The organism is Streptomyces sp. NPDC001002 (genome assembly GCF_053599215.1).
Window position 1 is genome coordinate 1 of record NZ_JBSFLV010000070.1, and the last position, 14,762, is coordinate 14,762.

The 14,762-nt window shown below is 72.4% G+C and carries 13 protein-coding genes; 6 read left to right on the forward strand and 7 right to left on the reverse strand.

Annotated features, from left to right (window positions below):
* Nucleotides 1-450: GTP-binding protein (locus ACWDR3_RS28260; RefSeq protein WP_450355381.1), on the reverse strand; the 450-nt coding region annotated here is incomplete at its 3' end.
* Between the two features lie 254 nt (nt 451-704).
* On the opposite strand from ACWDR3_RS28260, the gene ACWDR3_RS28265 reads away from it, so the two are divergent.
* Nucleotides 705-1,805 carry an XdhC family protein gene (locus ACWDR3_RS28265; protein WP_450355382.1) on the forward strand — a complete coding sequence of 367 codons (1,101 nt, stop codon included), beginning with the start codon at nt 705-707 and terminating at the stop codon, nt 1,803-1,805.
* A gap of 41 nt (nt 1,806-1,846) precedes the next feature.
* Here the strand turns inward: ACWDR3_RS28265 and ACWDR3_RS28270 are convergent, their stop codons facing one another.
* Entirely contained in the window at nt 1,847-2,347 is a 501-nt protein-coding gene (locus ACWDR3_RS28270) for a metallophosphoesterase family protein (RefSeq protein WP_450355383.1), read from the reverse strand.
* Nucleotides 2,348-2,463: 116 nt separating this feature from the next.
* On the opposite strand from ACWDR3_RS28270, the gene ACWDR3_RS28275 reads away from it, so the two are divergent.
* The 3 genes from ACWDR3_RS28275 to ACWDR3_RS28285 all read left to right on the forward strand — a co-directional run bounded on the left by ACWDR3_RS28275 (nt 2,464) and on the right by ACWDR3_RS28285 (nt 5,710).
* Entirely contained in the window at nt 2,464-2,925 is a 462-nt protein-coding gene (locus ACWDR3_RS28275) for a MarR family winged helix-turn-helix transcriptional regulator (RefSeq protein ID WP_450355384.1), read from the forward strand.
* A 128-nt stretch (nt 2,926-3,053) separates the two neighbouring features.
* Nucleotides 3,054-3,638, forward strand: a complete 585-nt coding sequence (locus ACWDR3_RS28280; RefSeq protein ID WP_450355385.1) for a hydrolase — start codon at nt 3,054-3,056, stop codon at nt 3,636-3,638.
* A gap of 119 nt (nt 3,639-3,757) precedes the next feature.
* On the forward strand, nt 3,758-5,710 hold the full coding sequence (locus ACWDR3_RS28285; RefSeq protein ID WP_450355386.1) for a glycosyltransferase: 1,953 nt from the start codon (nt 3,758-3,760) through the stop codon (nt 5,708-5,710).
* Between the two features lie 59 nt (nt 5,711-5,769).
* Here the strand turns inward: ACWDR3_RS28285 and ACWDR3_RS28290 are convergent, their stop codons facing one another.
* The 4 genes from ACWDR3_RS28290 to ACWDR3_RS28305 form a co-directional block, all read right to left on the reverse strand.
* Nucleotides 5,770-6,573 carry a class I SAM-dependent methyltransferase gene (locus tag ACWDR3_RS28290; RefSeq protein WP_450355387.1) on the reverse strand — a complete coding sequence of 268 codons (804 nt, stop codon included), beginning with the start codon at nt 6,571-6,573 and terminating at the stop codon, nt 5,770-5,772.
* Nucleotides 6,574-6,642: 69 nt separating this feature from the next.
* Nucleotides 6,643-7,710, reverse strand: coding sequence for a glucose-1-phosphate thymidylyltransferase (locus tag ACWDR3_RS28295; protein WP_450355388.1), 1,068 nt, complete (start codon nt 7,708-7,710; stop codon nt 6,643-6,645).
* A 99-nt stretch (nt 7,711-7,809) separates the two neighbouring features.
* Complete coding sequence (locus ACWDR3_RS28300; RefSeq protein WP_450355389.1) at nt 7,810-7,983, reverse strand: hypothetical protein; 174 nt, start codon at nt 7,981-7,983, stop codon at nt 7,810-7,812.
* Between the two features lie 103 nt (nt 7,984-8,086).
* Complete coding sequence (locus tag ACWDR3_RS28305) at nt 8,087-9,055, reverse strand: alpha/beta hydrolase (RefSeq protein WP_450355390.1); 969 nt, start codon at nt 9,053-9,055, stop codon at nt 8,087-8,089.
* 213 nt (nt 9,056-9,268) lie between these two features.
* Here ACWDR3_RS28305 and ACWDR3_RS28310 point away from each other — a divergent pair, with 213 nt between their 5' ends.
* Nucleotides 9,269-9,736, forward strand: a complete 468-nt coding sequence (locus ACWDR3_RS28310) for a MarR family winged helix-turn-helix transcriptional regulator (protein WP_450355391.1) — start codon at nt 9,269-9,271, stop codon at nt 9,734-9,736.
* Here ACWDR3_RS28310 and ACWDR3_RS28315 read toward each other — a convergent pair.
* On the reverse strand, nt 9,723-12,182 hold the full coding sequence (locus tag ACWDR3_RS28315; protein ID WP_450355392.1) for a SpoIIE family protein phosphatase: 2,460 nt from the start codon (nt 12,180-12,182) through the stop codon (nt 9,723-9,725). The two genes, ACWDR3_RS28310 and ACWDR3_RS28315, sit on opposite strands and share 14 nt — an antisense overlap.
* A gap of 179 nt (nt 12,183-12,361) precedes the next feature.
* Between ACWDR3_RS28315 and ACWDR3_RS28320 the strand changes: the two genes are divergently transcribed.
* Complete coding sequence (locus ACWDR3_RS28320) at nt 12,362-14,518, forward strand: SpoIIE family protein phosphatase (protein WP_450355417.1); 2,157 nt, start codon at nt 12,362-12,364, stop codon at nt 14,516-14,518.
* Nucleotides 14,519-14,762: the final 244 nt, after the last annotated feature.

The window sequence follows — 14,762 nt, forward strand, 5'->3', positions numbered from 1 at the left end:
CGGTGTGAGCCGGTCGGCGATCTCGCGCAGCACACCGTCCTGGCGGGCCCCGCGCCGGTCGATCTTGTTCACGAACAGCAGGGTCGGGATGCGCAGCCGCCGCAGTGTCCGCATCAGGACGCGCGTCTGCGCCTGGACGCCCTCGACGGCCGAGACGACGAGCACCGCGCCGTCGAGCACGCCGAGGACGCGCTCCACCTCGGCGATGAAGTCCGGGTGGCCCGGTGTGTCGATGAGGTTGACCGTCACGTCGTCGACCTGGAAGGAGACGACGGCGGACTTGATGGTGATGCCGCGCCGGCGCTCCAGCGCGAGGGTGTCGGTACGGGTGTTCCCGTCGTCGACGCTGCCGATCTCGTCGATCACGCCGACGGTGTGCAGCAGCCGCTCGGTCAGGCTGGTCTTACCTGCGTCGACGTGCGCGAGGATGCCGAGGTTGAGCAAGTGCACGAAGCGTCATGTCCTTTGGGTGAGGGGTCATTCCTTCCTGGGTGGACATGAACGGTGCGCGCATCTCAGCTCCTCGGTTCTTTCACTGCGGGTTCCTGAGCAGTGCAGCAGACGGACGTCCGCGATGCCAACGGATTATCGGGGAGCGCGATGATGGAAGGCGTGGTGATACGGAGTCGCTCGGGGCCCGGATGCGACCCTTGACCCGACCGCCGGAACACCGGCTGACCTGGGCCTGTCCGAAGGAGCGGAGCGTGCGTGACATCCTCCCGCGGCTGAGCGAGTGGTATGCGGACCGGGTGCCGTTCGGCCTCGCGACCGTCGTCGCCGTCAGCCGCAGCGCGCCGCGCGATCCCGGCGCGGCCATGGCGGTCGGGCCCGGCGACGAGGTCGTGGGGAGCGTGTCCGGCGGCTGTGTCGAGGGAGCCGTCTTCGAGCTCGCCCAGGAGGTGGTGGCGAGCGGCGAGGCACGCCTTGAGACCTTCGGGTACAGCGACGAGGACGCGTTCGCGGTCGGGCTCACCTGCGGCGGCGAGATCACGCTGCTGGTCCGGCCCGTCACTCCGGAGACCGATCCGACGTTCCCGGTGATCGCGGAGGCCGTCGCCGCGGGCCGTCCGGTGACCGTCGCGACGGTGCTCGACGGACCCGCGCCGCGCGGGGCGACCCTCGCGGTCGGCCCCGACGAGGTCTCGGGCACGCTGGGATCGGAAGGCCTGGACTTCGCCGTCACCGCCGACGCCCGGGGCGAACTCGCCCTCGGCGCAACGGGGTTGCGGCACTACGGGCCGCGCGGCGAGCGCCGCGAGGACAAGGTCACCGTCTTCCTGCACTCCTTCGCCCCACCGCCCCGCATGCTGGTCTTCGGCGCGATCGACTACGCGGCCGCGGTCGCCCGCATCGGCGGCTTCCTCGGCTACCGCGTCACCGTGTGCGACGCCCGCCCGGTCTTCGCCACCCCGAAACGCTTCCCGACGGGCGTCGAGGTGGTCGTCGACTGGCCGCATCGCTACCTCCACGGCACGGACACGGACGAACGCACGGTGATCTGCGTGCTGACCCACGACCCCAAGTTCGACGTACCGCTCCTGACGGAGGCGCTGCGCCGCCCGGCCGCCTACATCGGCGCGATGGGCAGCCGCCGTACCCACGACGACCGCATGCGGCACCTGGTCGACGCCGGCCTCACCGAGCCCGAGCTCTCCCGACTGCGCTCCCCCGTCGGCCTCGACCTCGGGGCCCGTACGCCCGAGGAGGTCGCGGTGTCAGTCGCGGCGGAGATCATCGCGTTGCGGTGGGGCGGCAGCGGCACGCCGCTCTCGGCCACGGCGGGGGCGATCCATCCGTCGTCGTAGGCGTCAGGGCCCGGTAGGTCTGCGTCGCGCCACCGGCGGGGCTACCTCGGAGGCAGTCGGTGCAGTTCCAGGTCGGTGAGGCGGCCGTCGGCGGCCGTGGCGGTCATGTACGTGCAGTGCGGCTGGCGTCGGCGGTCGGTCGGGGAGCCGGGGTTGAGCAGGCGCAGGCCGGTGGCGGCGGTGGTGTCCCAGGGGATGTGGCTGTGCCCGAAGACCAGCACGTCGAGGTCCGGGAAGCGTGCGGCGCAGCGGGCCTCCCTGCCCTGGGCGGCGCCCGTCTCGTGGACGACACCGAAGCGCAGGCCGCCGAGTTCGGCGTACGCCACCTCGGGCAGCCGGGCGCGCAGGGGCGGCCCGTCGTTGTTGCCGTACACGCCGACGACCCGCTGGGAGCGGGCCTCCAGCAGATCGAGGGTGGCGCTGTCGACCCAGTCCCCGGCGTGCAACACGACGTCCGCGCGCGGGAGTTCGGCGAGCAGCGGCGCGGGGAGTTCCTTGGCGCGCTTGGGGAGGTGGGTGTCGGACATGAGGAGGAGGCGCACGGGGTCAGCCTAGGGAGGATGGCGGGAGTCCGCTCGGCCGGTCCAACAGAGGTCTACAGTTGAAACTGTTCAGTCTGGACTGGACAGTTTCCCGATCACGGATCTACGGTGGGCCCATGAACGCATCGGCCACCGACCCGCCCGAGGGCATCTCCGACTCGGCGGCCCGGGCAGCCCGTGACCTGCGGGTGGTGTTCAGCCGGCTGCGGCGCCGGATCCGAGTGATCGCGGAGAACGAGGAGCTCACCCCGCCCCAGGTCTCCGCGCTCACCCTGGTCGCCAAGCACGGCGCGGCCACGGCCAGCGCGCTGGCCACGGCGGAGGGCGTACGTCCGCAGTCGATGGCCACCACGCTCGCCGCGCTCGACCGGCAGGGCATGATCCGCCGCACCCAGGACCCCGACGACGGCCGTCGTCAGCTCGTCACCCTCACCGATGCCGGGCGCAGACGCGTCGACGGCGACCAGCAGGCGCGCGAGGAGTGGCTGGCCCGGGCCCTCCAGGACCGGTACACCGAGGACGAGCGGAGAAGACTCCTGGACGGGCTGGCCCTGCTGGAACGGCTGACGCAGGAGTGAAAAGCCCGGCTTGAGAGGCTCGCTCGCGAGGCCTCCCCCTCGTCGGCCGGCACGCCCCGGGGAGCGCACACCGTCCTCCCCGCTCCTCCTCCCCCCAGCTCCACCGCACTCTCCCGAAAGGCACGTCCATGACCGTCACCGCCCTCGACCCGCGCACCGCCCTCGTAGTGATCGACCTTCAGGCCGGCATCGTCGGCGCGCCCACTCAGCCGTACTCCGGCGAGGAGGTCGTGGCCCGCACGGTCGCGCTCGCCGACGCCTTCCGTGACCGGGGGCTGCCCGTGGTCCTGGTCCGGGTCTCGTTCGCCGCCGACGGGGCGGACGCCCCCTCCGGCCGCACGGAAGCCGCCGGACGGACCGGGACCCCGCCCGAGGGCTGGGACCTGATCGTCGGTGAACTCGCGGGCCACGCGGGCGACATCACCGTCACGAAGCACAACTGGGGCGCCTTCCACGGCACCGACCTCGACGTCCAGTTGCGCCGGCGCGGTGTCACGCAGATCGTGCTGACGGGCATCGCCACCAGCATCGGCGTCGAGTCCACCGCCCGCGCGGCCTACGAGCACGGCTACCACGTCACGCTGGCCACCGACGCGATGAGCGACCTGAGCGCCGAGGCGCACGACAACAGCGTCGAGCGGATCTTCCCGCGCCTGGGCGAGCGGGGCACCACGGCGGAGATCCTCGAACTCCTCGCCAAGACACACGACTGACGCCGCATGGTCATCCTCTCGTCAGGGAGGTGCGAGTGGGGCAAAGCCCCCTCGCGGGTTAGCATCTGGCCACCCGCACCACCCATTCGGCGAGCGACCCGAGGGGGCTCGGAAGCCCGATGCCGGTCAAGGTCAGCGTCATCGTCCCCGTCCACAACCCGGGGGCCCGCATCGGCGATTGCATCGCCTCCCTGCTCAAACAGTCCCTGCCGCCCGACGACTTCGAAGTGATCTTCGTCGACGACGGCTCGACCGACGCCACCCCGGCCCGGCTCGACGCGCTCGCCGCCGAGGACCCCCGGGTCCGGGTCGTCCACCAGGACAACTCCGGCTGGTCCGGCAAGCCCCGCAACGTCGGTGTCGCCGCCGCCCGCGGGGAGTACGTGATGTTCGTCGACCACGACGACGTCCTCGGCGACGAGGCCCTGGAGCGGATGTACGGGTACGGGGTGGCCAACGGCGCCGACGTGGTCGTCGGCAAGATGGCCGCGCGGGGCCGGCCGGTGCCGGTGGAGCTGTTCCGCCGCAACCGGCCGCGCGCGAGCGTCGAGGACGCCCCGCTCATCGACAGCCTCACCCCGCACAAGATGTACCGCAGGGCGTTCCTCGACGGCATCGGGCTGCGGTTCCCCGAGGGCCGGCGCCGCCTGGACGACCACGTCTTCGTGACCGAGGCCTATCTGCGCGCGGCCAACGTCTCCGTGATCGGCGACTACGTCTGCTACTACCACGTCCCGCGCGACGGCCACTCCAAGGCGGGCATCCAGCCCTTCGACCCGGCCGGGTACTACAAGAACCTCCGCGAGGCGCTGGACGTCGTCGAGCGGTACACCGAACCGGGCCCGGTGCGCGACAAGTTGTACCGGCGCTGGCTGCGGGTGGAGATGGTGGACCGGCTGCGCGGCCGCCGCCTGCTCGCCCTGCCGGAGGACCACCGCCGGAAGCTCTTCGAGGAGATCCGCCAGGTCGTCGTGGAGCGCTTCGGGCCCGGTGTCGCCGCCGGGTTGCAGCCGACGCAGCAGGTCGTCGCCGCGCTGGTCGTCGCGGACCGGCTCACCGACGTGACGGCCTTCGCGGAGTGGGAGGCGGGTGTCGAACTGGCCGCGGCGCCCGATCTCGTCGAGTGGCGGGACGGTCTGCTGCGGTTCGACTTCGCCGCCGAACTCACCACGGACGGTACGCCGTTGACGTATCCCGGCGGCAGTGTGCGCACCCGGCCGGACGAGCCGCCCCGTGATGTGGCCGACGCGATCGCCAGGGTGGGGGCCGGGGCGGTGACCCGGTTCGGCCGGGCGACCGCGGACCTGTTGCTGCGTGAACGGGCCACGGGCGCCCAGTACTTCCAGCCGATCGAGGTCACCCGGGAGATCGTGCCGGTCGAGGACAGCGGGCAGGTCCGGCTGGTGCTGCGCGGGGTGGTCACCGTCGACGCGGCCACCGCGGCGGGCGGCGCTCCGCTGCACGGCGGGCTGTGGGACACGTACGCCCGGATCAGGCTGGGCGGCTGGACCAAGGAGAGCCGGGTCGGTCCGGGTCCGCGCAAGGCCCGGGCGGCGACGTCGGCCGGGGTGGTGGCCGGCCGGGTGGTGCTGCCGTACTGGACGGACCGGCACGGCACCCTCTCGCTCGACGTCGACCGGGCGGTCAAGCGGCTCGGCCTGAACGGGCTGAGCCCGGACGACACCGACGCCTCGACCGGCCGGCTGCGCGCGCCGCTGCCGCTGTACGCCCCCGCCAGGACAGGCGTCCTGCTGAAGCTCACGTCCTCCGACGCCGCGGTGGAGACACCGGGCACGCTCTCACCGACCGATGACGCCGTTGTGCTCGACGCGGCCCTGCCGGTCGACCGGCTCGACGGCGGCACCTGGCGGTCCGCGCTGTGCCTGGCCCCCGACGCCGAGGAGCCGCGCTTCCTGCCGCTGCCGCTCGCCCTGCGCACCGCGGCCGGCTCGGTCGAGGTGATGCGGCCGCCCCGGCCCGGCGTCGTACGCCAACTCGCCCGCCGGGTACGGCGTTTGCTCGCCGCGACCCTCGGCCGCAGGGCGTCCGAGGGCGCGGGGCAGAGGATCTGACCGCGCCCCGCGCAGGCCGGCCGCTCTCGTGAGGGGGCGTCCTGCGCGGGGCGAGTGGTTCAGTGTCCGCCGGTGATCTGGCCCAGGGCGGAGCTCAGCGGCTTCCAGCCGCGGGAGCGGCCGAGGCCGAGGTTGCGGGCCCGGACCAGCGGGCGCCAGAAGTCCGCGCGGGTCAGCGTCTCGGGCTGGACCGCCTGGACACGCTCCAGGATCGCCTCGGGCACCTTCTGCGGGTCGGGCACCTCGAACTCGGCGATGATCTCGTCGTACTTGTCGCTGAGCACGGTGTTGGCGTGGTCGGCGCCGAAGACGACCAGCTGGCCGGTGGGCTGGGTGTCGACGAGGACGGTCACCAGGTCGGGGCGGTAGCGGTTGAGGATCTCGACGACCTTGTAGACGTCACCGGTCCAGTACTTGGTGTGCCGGTCCCGGGCCGCCTCGTCGACGCTGCGCGGCAGCATGTCGTCGAAGACGATGACGCTGGCCCAGTCGGAGTGCTTCTCGACGTTGATGAAGTCCCGCAGCGCGTACTCGAAAAGGTGCATGCCGTCGATGAAGGACAGGTCGAGGGTGGTGCGCCGCCAGTAGCCGAAGGGTTTACGGCCCCGGCGCAGGTTGCGCAGGGGGTGGCGGCCGCTGCGCAGGTGGGCCAGCGGGTTGTTGCGCTTGAAGAAGTCGTCACTGGTGGCCTTCACCAGGTGGACGTCGTTCCGCACCTCCGTGACCACCTTGAACGCGGGGTCGATCGCGATGCTCGGGACGCGCGACAGGGCGAGGCTGCGCCCGTCGTTGACCCCGATCTCCAGGTAGTTGCGGTTGGCGCTGGCCTTGTGCAGTTCCCGGAGGAACTCATGGCGATTCACGAAGGGACTCCTAGCGGATGTGTGGCATTGCTCCGTGCGTGGTGGCGGCGCGGCCGTCGGCGACAACGGTCATGAATGGATCTGCACCTTGCTGTGGTCGCCGAGGACGAACCGGTGGGCGCTGGGCACGCTGGGGGCCGGAGTGACCTCCACGTGCCGGCCGATCAGGGAGTTCTCGATCCGGCCCACGCCGCGGATCGAGGAGTCGCGCAGCACGATGGAGAACTCGAGCTCGCTGTCGGTGATGCCGCAGTTCTCGGCGACCGAGGTGAACGGGCCGACGTAGGAGTCCTCGACGACCGTGCCGGCGCCGATCAGGACCGGGCCGACGATCCGGGAGCGCACGATCCGCGCGCCCTCCTCGACGACCACCCGTCCGATGAGTTCGGACTCCTCGTCGACCTCCCCGTCGGTGCGGGGTTCGAGGGTCTCCAGGACGGTCCGGTTGACCTCCAGCATGTCGGTGACGTTGCCGGTGTCCTTCCAGTAGCCCTGGATGACCGTGCTGCGTACGTCGGCGTCCGTGTCGATCAGGTGCTGGAGGGCGTGGGTGATCTCCAACTCCCCGCGCCAGGACGGGCTGATGGCGCGCACCGCGTCATGGACGACCGGGGTGAACAGATAGACGCCGACGAGGGCGAAGTCGCTCTTGGGATGCTCCGGCTTCTCCTCCAGGCCGACGACCTGGCCCGTGGCGTCGAGTTCGGCGACGCCGAAGGCGCGGGCGTCCGCGACCTGGGTGAGCAGAATCTGGGCGTCGGGGCGGTTGCGCCGGAACTCGTCGACGAGGGCGCTGATGCCGCCGACGATGAAGTTGTCGCCCAGATACATCACGAAGTCGTCGTCGCCGAGCCAGTCCCGCGCGATCAGCACCGCGTGGGCCAGCCCGAGCGGGCGTTCCTGCGGGATGTAGGTGATCCGCAGCCCGAACTTGGAGCCGTCGCCGACGGCCTCCTGGATCTCGGCGGCGGTGTCCCCGACGATGACGCCGACCTCGGTGATGCCGGCCGCGGCGATCGATTCCAGTCCGTAGAAGAGCACGGCCTTGTTGGCCACGGGCACGAGCTGCTTCGCCGAAGTGTGCGTGATCGGCCGCAGGCGTGTACCGGCTCCGCCGGACAGCACAAGAGCCTTCATCTGCTTCACCTTAGCCTCGATCGTCCGGGTGTGACGCGGGACGGTGACGCTCGATGGTCACGAATCAGGCATGGCGGCCCGGTGGACTCCAGGTGACGCTCAGTCCTCGCCGCGCACGATGTTCCACTCCGGCCCCACGGGCACCGCGGGCGGTCCGACCCGCTCCTCGACGGCCGGCAGGCAGGTGCGGACCGCGCCGCGCGGGCGGCGGGCCTTGGACCAGCCGGTGCGGGGCCGGCGGACGACGGGTTTGTCACTGATGGGCGAGGTCACCGCGGTTCATCTTCTCTCTGCATCCGTTGACTGCTCGGGGACGGGTCCCCGGCGGTTGCTGGGCCAAACGCCCCTTCGGCCGGCCGGGGACCCGTCCCTTCGGTCAGGCGGTGCCGAGCGCGGTACGCAGGGTGGCGACGGCCTGCGCGATGGCCGCGCCGGCGGCATGGGTCTCGCGCAGGGCGTTCAGCATCACGAAGTCGTGGATGATCCCCTGGTAGCGGACGGCGACGACCGGCACGCCCGCCTCGCGCAGCTTGGCCGCGTAGGCCTCGCCCTCGTCGCGCAGGACGTCGGCCTCGCCGGTGATGACCAGCGCCGGCGGCAGGCCGCTGAGCTGCTCGGTGGTGGCGCGCAGCGGCGATGCGGTGATCTGGGCCCGCTCGCTCTCGTCGGTCGTGTACTGGTCCCAGAACCACTGCATGCCGTCGCGGCGCAGGAAGTAGCCGGTGGCGAACTGGTGGTAGGAGGCGGTGTCGAAGCTCGCGTCGGTGACCGGGTAGAAGAGCACCTGCTGGACCAGCGGGACGTCGCCGCGCTCCTTGGCCATCAGGGTCAGCGCGGCGGTCATGTTCCCGCCGACCGAGTCGCCGGCGACGGCCAGCCGCGAGGCGTCCAGGCCCTTGCCGGCGCCCTGCTCGACGATCCAGCGGGCCACGGCGTAGTTCTGCTCGATCGCCACCGGGTAGCGGGCCTCGGGCGAGAGGTCGTACTCGGGGAAGACGACCGCCGCGCCGGCGCCGACGGCGAGTTCGCGCACCAGCCGGTCGTGGGTGTGGGCGTTGCCGAAGACCCAGCCGGCGCCGTGGATGTAGAGGATCACCGGAAGGGTGGCGTTGGAGCCCGCCGGCTTGACGATCCGGGCGCGGACCTGGCCGGTGGGGCCGCCCTCGACGGTGATCCACTCTTCGTCGACGTCGGGCTTCGCGATGTCGCCGGACTGGACCTCGTCGACCGCCTTGCGGCCCTCGGCCGGTGCCAGGTCGAACAGGTACGGCGGGTTCGCCGTGGCCTCGACGAAGGCCTGGGCGGCGGGTTCGAGGACGGGGCGGGATGCGGTGCTGTCGGTCATGACGGCCTCCTCGGTTCGGGTGCCGCGGCGGCTCCTGCGGAGGTGCGGGAGCCGGTGGTACGGCATGCCATGGACAGTAGCCCTCGATTTAGTCGTGCGCAACTAATTAGTGCGCGATAGGATCGGGCAGACCTGACCGTTAGGGTGGCGACTAGGGTGGTGACCGTCGTGAAGGTGACCGTCGTGAACAGGACAGCAACCGGGAGCAGTGCCGTGAGCCAAGCCTCAGTGGGGCCGAGCGTGGAGCCGAGCGAGGGCTCGCTGCTCCTGGACGACCAGCTCTGCTTCGCCCTGTACGCCGCCTCCCGAGCCGTCACCGCGCGCTACCGCCCGCTCCTGGACGAACTCGGCCTGACCTACCCGCAGTACCTGGTCATGCTCGTGCTGTGGGAGCGGGACTCGATCTCCGTACGGGACCTCGGGGCCTCGCTGCAGCTGGAGTCCAGCACCCTGTCGCCGCTGCTGAAGCGGCTGGAGGCGGGCGGTCTTGTGCGCCGGGAGCGCAGGGCGGAGGACGAGCGGTCGGTCGCCATCCGGCTCACCGAGGCGGGCGCCGCCCTGCGGGAGCGGGCGGCGACGGTCCCGCTCGCCATCGGCGACGCCATGGGCCTCACGCCCGAACAGGACGCGCTGGCCAAGCAGTTGCTGCGGCTGATCACCGCCAACGTCACGAACGCCTGACCGCCAGCTCGGCCCACACCTGCTTGCCCCCGCTGACCGGCACGGTCCCCCAGGTCCCCGACATGGCCTCGACGAGCAGGATGCCGCGCCCGCCGGTGGCCTCCCAGCCGATGCTGGTCGGCTTGACCGGGGTGCGGGGCGAGGAGTCGGCGACCGCCACGCGCAGCCGGTCGCCGAGCAGGGTGAGGTCCAGGCGGACCCGGCCGTCGGTGTGCACGAGGGCGTTGGTGACCAGCTCGGAGACGACGAGCAGGGCGGCGTCCATGTCGTCCCGGGGCACGCCCCAGCCGCGCAGGGCCCGCCGGGTGAAGCGGCGGGCGTGGCCGACGGCCTCGGGCACCCGCCACACCGTCCAGGTCTCCCGCAGCGGGCGCAGGGTCATGCCGTCGTAGCGCAGCAGGAGCAGGGCCACGTCGTCGCTGCGGCGGGCGCCCACCAGCAGGGCGTCGGCGACCAGGTCGAGGTGGGCGGGGTCGGCGGCGGAGAGTTCGTGCGCGAGCCGGTCGAGGCCCTCGTCGATGTCCGCGTCGGACGACTCGACAAGGCCGTCCGTGGTGAGCGCGATGACCGTGCCGGGCTGGAGCCGCAACGGGCTCATCGGGAAGTCGGCCTGCGCGACCACGCCGAGCGGCGGCCCGCCCTCGGCGTCGGGCATCTCGATTCCGCCGTCCGGGTGACGCAGCATCGGCGGGAGGTGTCCGGCGCGGACGTACCAGGCGAACCCCTCCTCCATGTCGACGTCGACGTAGCAGCAGGTGGCGAAGAGGTCCGTCTCCAGGTCCATCAGGAGGCGGTTGGCGTGGGAGACCACGACGTCCGGCGGGTGTCCCTCGACGGCGTAGGCGCGCAGGGCGGTGCGCATCTGGCTCATCAGGGTGGCGGCGCCCGCGTTGTGCCCCTGGACGTCGCCGATGACGAGGGCGACGTGGTTGTCGGGCAGCGGGATCACGTCGTACCAGTCGCCGCCGACCTCCAGCCCTGCCGTGGTGGGCAGGTAGCGGGCGACGGCGGCTGCGCCGGGCAGGGTGGGCAGGCGGCGCGGGAGCAGTTGGCGCTGGAGCATGCCGACGAGTTCGTGCTCGGCGTCGAAGGCGTGGGCGCGCAGCAGGGCCTGGCCCGCGAGGCCCGCGGAGGCGGTGAGCAGGGCGCGTTCGTCGGTGCCGAAGTCGTGCGGGGCGTCCCAGCCGATGAGGCAGGCGCCGGCCATGCGGCCCCCGGCGGGCAGCGGCAGGACGGCCAGGCCGCCGGGGCCGACCTCGGCGAGCGCGGGTTCCAGGTCGCTGCCGGCCGGCCAGATCCGGGCCCGGCCCTCGCGCAGGGCGGCGGCGAGGGTGGGCATGGTCCGCACGGGCGCGTCCGGCCACTCCGAGCGCCACTCCAGGCGCCACAGCTCGGGCCAGGACTCCGGCTCGGGCGGGTCCAGGACGATGACGACGAGCCGCTCGTTCTCCAGCTCGGCGAGCGCGATCCGGTCGGCGTGCAGCGGCTTGCGCAGCGCGGTGACCACGGCCTGGCTGACGTCCCGCACGGTGCCGGCGGTGGCCAGGGCGGCGGCGAGGCGCTGGACGCGGGCCACGTCGGTGACGTCGGAGCGCAGTTTGGAGGCGTCGGCGACGGTCCCCACGAGCCGGGCGGGCCGCCCCTCGCCGCCGGGCACCAGCCGCCCGCTCAGTCTGAGCCACTTGGGCGGTCCCGAGGGCTGGAGCACCCGGAACTCCAGCTCGCGGTCGCCGATGGACATGTGGTCGGCCTCCACCACCGACATCAGCGAGGGCAGGTCCTCGGGGACCGCGAGGCCGAGCAGGGTCTCGACCTTGCCGTCGAAGTCGTCGCGGGTGAGGCCGAACAGGTCGAGGATCTCGTCGTCGATCTCCACGCGTCCGGTGTCCATGGCGAGGCTGAACGCGTTGGCCGGCAGTTCCCCGCCCTCGGTGGCCCGGTCCGCGGCGGGACAGCTCACGGCGTCGGCGATCAGCTCCAGGGACTTGCGGTCGTCGGTGTCGAACCCGTCGGGGCGTTCACTCACCGCCACCAGACAGCCGCCGCCGGCGTCCCCGCGCGCAGGGAGTACGGCGAGGAAGAAGTCCCGCGCGGACGTCCGCCGTGACTCAGCGCTCCCTGAGAGCTCCTTCGGCCCCAGCCACACCGCGTTCCCGGTGCGATGCGCGTCGGCCACCGGGGAGCCGCCCGTGAGGGGATATCCGTCGCGCAGTCCGAACAGCGTCCGCGGTACGCCGGCCGACTCGACCAGGCACAGGACGTCGCCGTCCTGCGCGGGGGTGTACACGGCGGCGAGCGATGCGCCCGCGAAGACGAGGGCCTGTTCCAGGACACGGCGCACCCGATCGGGCGATGTCGGTTCGGACGTGAGCGCTTTCAGGGCGCTTTCGGCACGCAACGTTCTCGTTCCGCGTCCCGCAGCGCCCTCACTGACCACGTCCGTCATTACAGCGCGTATGCGCCGCCTGCGCAGCCCCTGTGGACGTTCCGTGGAGGCCGAAGGGTCGGTCCGCCCGATACGTACCGAACCTGCCGTGGTCCTCCGCGCCGTTCCGCTCGCCGTGCGCGTCCGGCCCGGGGGAGGCAGATTTGTCCCTGGGACCCGTCGCGCGGCCGTGCGAGGAGGTGGTCGGCGTGTCCGACGGGCATACGTCCGCACAGCCGCCGGCGACCGCGAGGACGCGGGTGGGGCGGCCGCTGCTGTCCCTGGCACTGGCGTCGATGATGGACGAGGTCCACGCGCACTCGGGCGCGGTGTATCTGCTGGCCGCCGACGAGCCCGTACTGGAGATGTCGGTGATGGCGGGGCTGCCCCGGGCGTTCGCGGCGCCGTGGGAGCGGGTCGGGCTGAGCGCGCCGATCCCGGTGGCGCAGGCGGTGCGGGAGCGGCGGCTGGTCTGGGTGGGCGGCGAGGAGGACATGGCGCGCAGCTATCCGCGCATCGCCGTGGTGCTGCCGTACCCCTTCGCGCTGGCCGCGCTGCCGGTGGCGACGCGGTCGACGGCGTACGGCGCGGTGTTCGTGACCTGGCCCGGTTCCCATCCGCCGGAGCTGTCCGACCGGGAGCGGGACCATCTGACCGCGGCCTGCGACCGGCTCGCGGTGCGCCTTGAGCGGGCCGTCGAGGAGAACCGGCCGGTGTTCGCGGAGCACGATCTGCTGGCCACTCCCGCGCCGGCGGGCGCGGCGGGCACGCTCGGCACGCTGGAGGCGGCGCGGATGGTGGCCCGGCTGCCGTACGGGCTGTGCTCGCTGGATCTGCACGGCAGGATCAGCTTCGCCAATGCGGCCGCGGCCGACCTCATCGGCGTCCCGGTCAGCACACTGCTCGGCACCCAGCTGTGGGCGTCGGTGCCCTGGCTCAACGACCCGGTGTACGAGGACCGTTACCGGGCCGCGCTGCTCAGCCAGCACACCACCTCGTTCATGGCGCTGCGCCCGCCGGGCGACTGGCTGTCGTTCCGTCTGCATCCCAGCACGACCGGGCTGAGCGTACGGATCACCAGGGCACGGCCGGTGGCGGAGATGAACCGGTCCGGGGCGCAGCCCGGTGACGCCCCGCCGCGGCTGGTCACCATCTCCCAGGTTCTCAGCCTGGCGGGCGCGCTCACCGAGGCGGTGGGTGTGCAGGACGTGGTGCAGTTGGTCGCGGACGAGATCGCGCCGGCCGTGGGCAGCCAGGCCCTCGTCGTGCTCGGCTCACGGGCGGGGCGGCTGCATGTGCTGGGGCACCGCGGTTATCCGGACGCGCATGTGGTGGAGCGGTTCGACGGGCTGCCGCTGGCCGAGCGGACGCCGGGCACGCACGCGCTGACCACCGGTGTACCGGCGTTCTTCGACTCGCGCGGGGAACTGGAGCGCCTCTATCCGGGGCGGCTCGACTCCCCCGACGGCTTCGCGGCCTGGGCGTACCTGCCGCTGATCGCCTCGGGACGGCCGGTGGGCACCTGTGTGCTCGCCTACACCGAACGGCATCCGTTCCCCGCGGACGAGCGGGCCGTACTGACGAGTCTGGGCGGGCTCATCGCCCAGGCCCTGGAACGCGCCCAGCTCTACGACGCCAAGCACCAGCTCGCGCACGGGCTGCAGGAGGCGCTGCTGCCCAGCACCCTGCCCTCACTGCCCGGCATCGAGGCCGCCGCGCGCTATCTGCCCGCGACCCAGGGCATGGAGATCGGCGGCGACTTCTACGACCTGGTGCCCTCGCACGGAGTTGCGGCGGCCGTGATCGGGGACGTCCAGGGGCACAACGTGACGGCGGCCGGCCTCATGGGCCAGATCCGTACCGCCGTACGGGCGTACACCACGGTCGGGCAGGCGCCCGAGGACGTCATGCGCAGCACCAACCGGCTGCTGATCGATCTGGGCGCGGACCTCTTCGCCAGCTGCCTCTATCTGCGGCTGGACCCGGCGCGCGGACGCGCGGTGATGGCACGCGCGGGCCATCCGCCGCCGCTGCTGCGCCGACCGGACGGGCGGGTACGGGTGCTCGACCTGGCCGGCGGTCCGCTGCTCGGCATCGACGAGGCGGCCACGTACCCGACGACGGAGGTCGACCTGGCCCCCGGCTCCGTGCTCGCCCTCTACACCGACGGGCTGATCGAGTCCCCGGGCGTCGACATCGAGGACGCGCTGGCCGACCTCGGTGAACTCCTCACGTCCTCGGGCGACTTGCCGCTGGAGGAACTGGCCGACCACCTCGTACAGCACAGCGCGGCGGCACGGGAGCGGGTGGACGACGTGGCGCTGCTGTTGCTGAGGGCGACGCCGACGGACACATGAAGGACGAACACATGAATGCGGTCCGGCCCTCCCGCCGGAGGGCCGGACCGTCCACCACCGACCGGGACGATGAGCCGACCGGCAGTGGGTCTGTGTGGGGGAACCCGCACCGAGGGCCAACGGGGTGGGGCCCGATGGTCGGCCCTCGGTCAGGGTGGATCAAGCAAGCCGGCCGGAATGGGCAACGGCTCACCAACGCCCTAAAGGGGCGCGGGGAACTGCGCGACCAGCCACGACGGCGCCG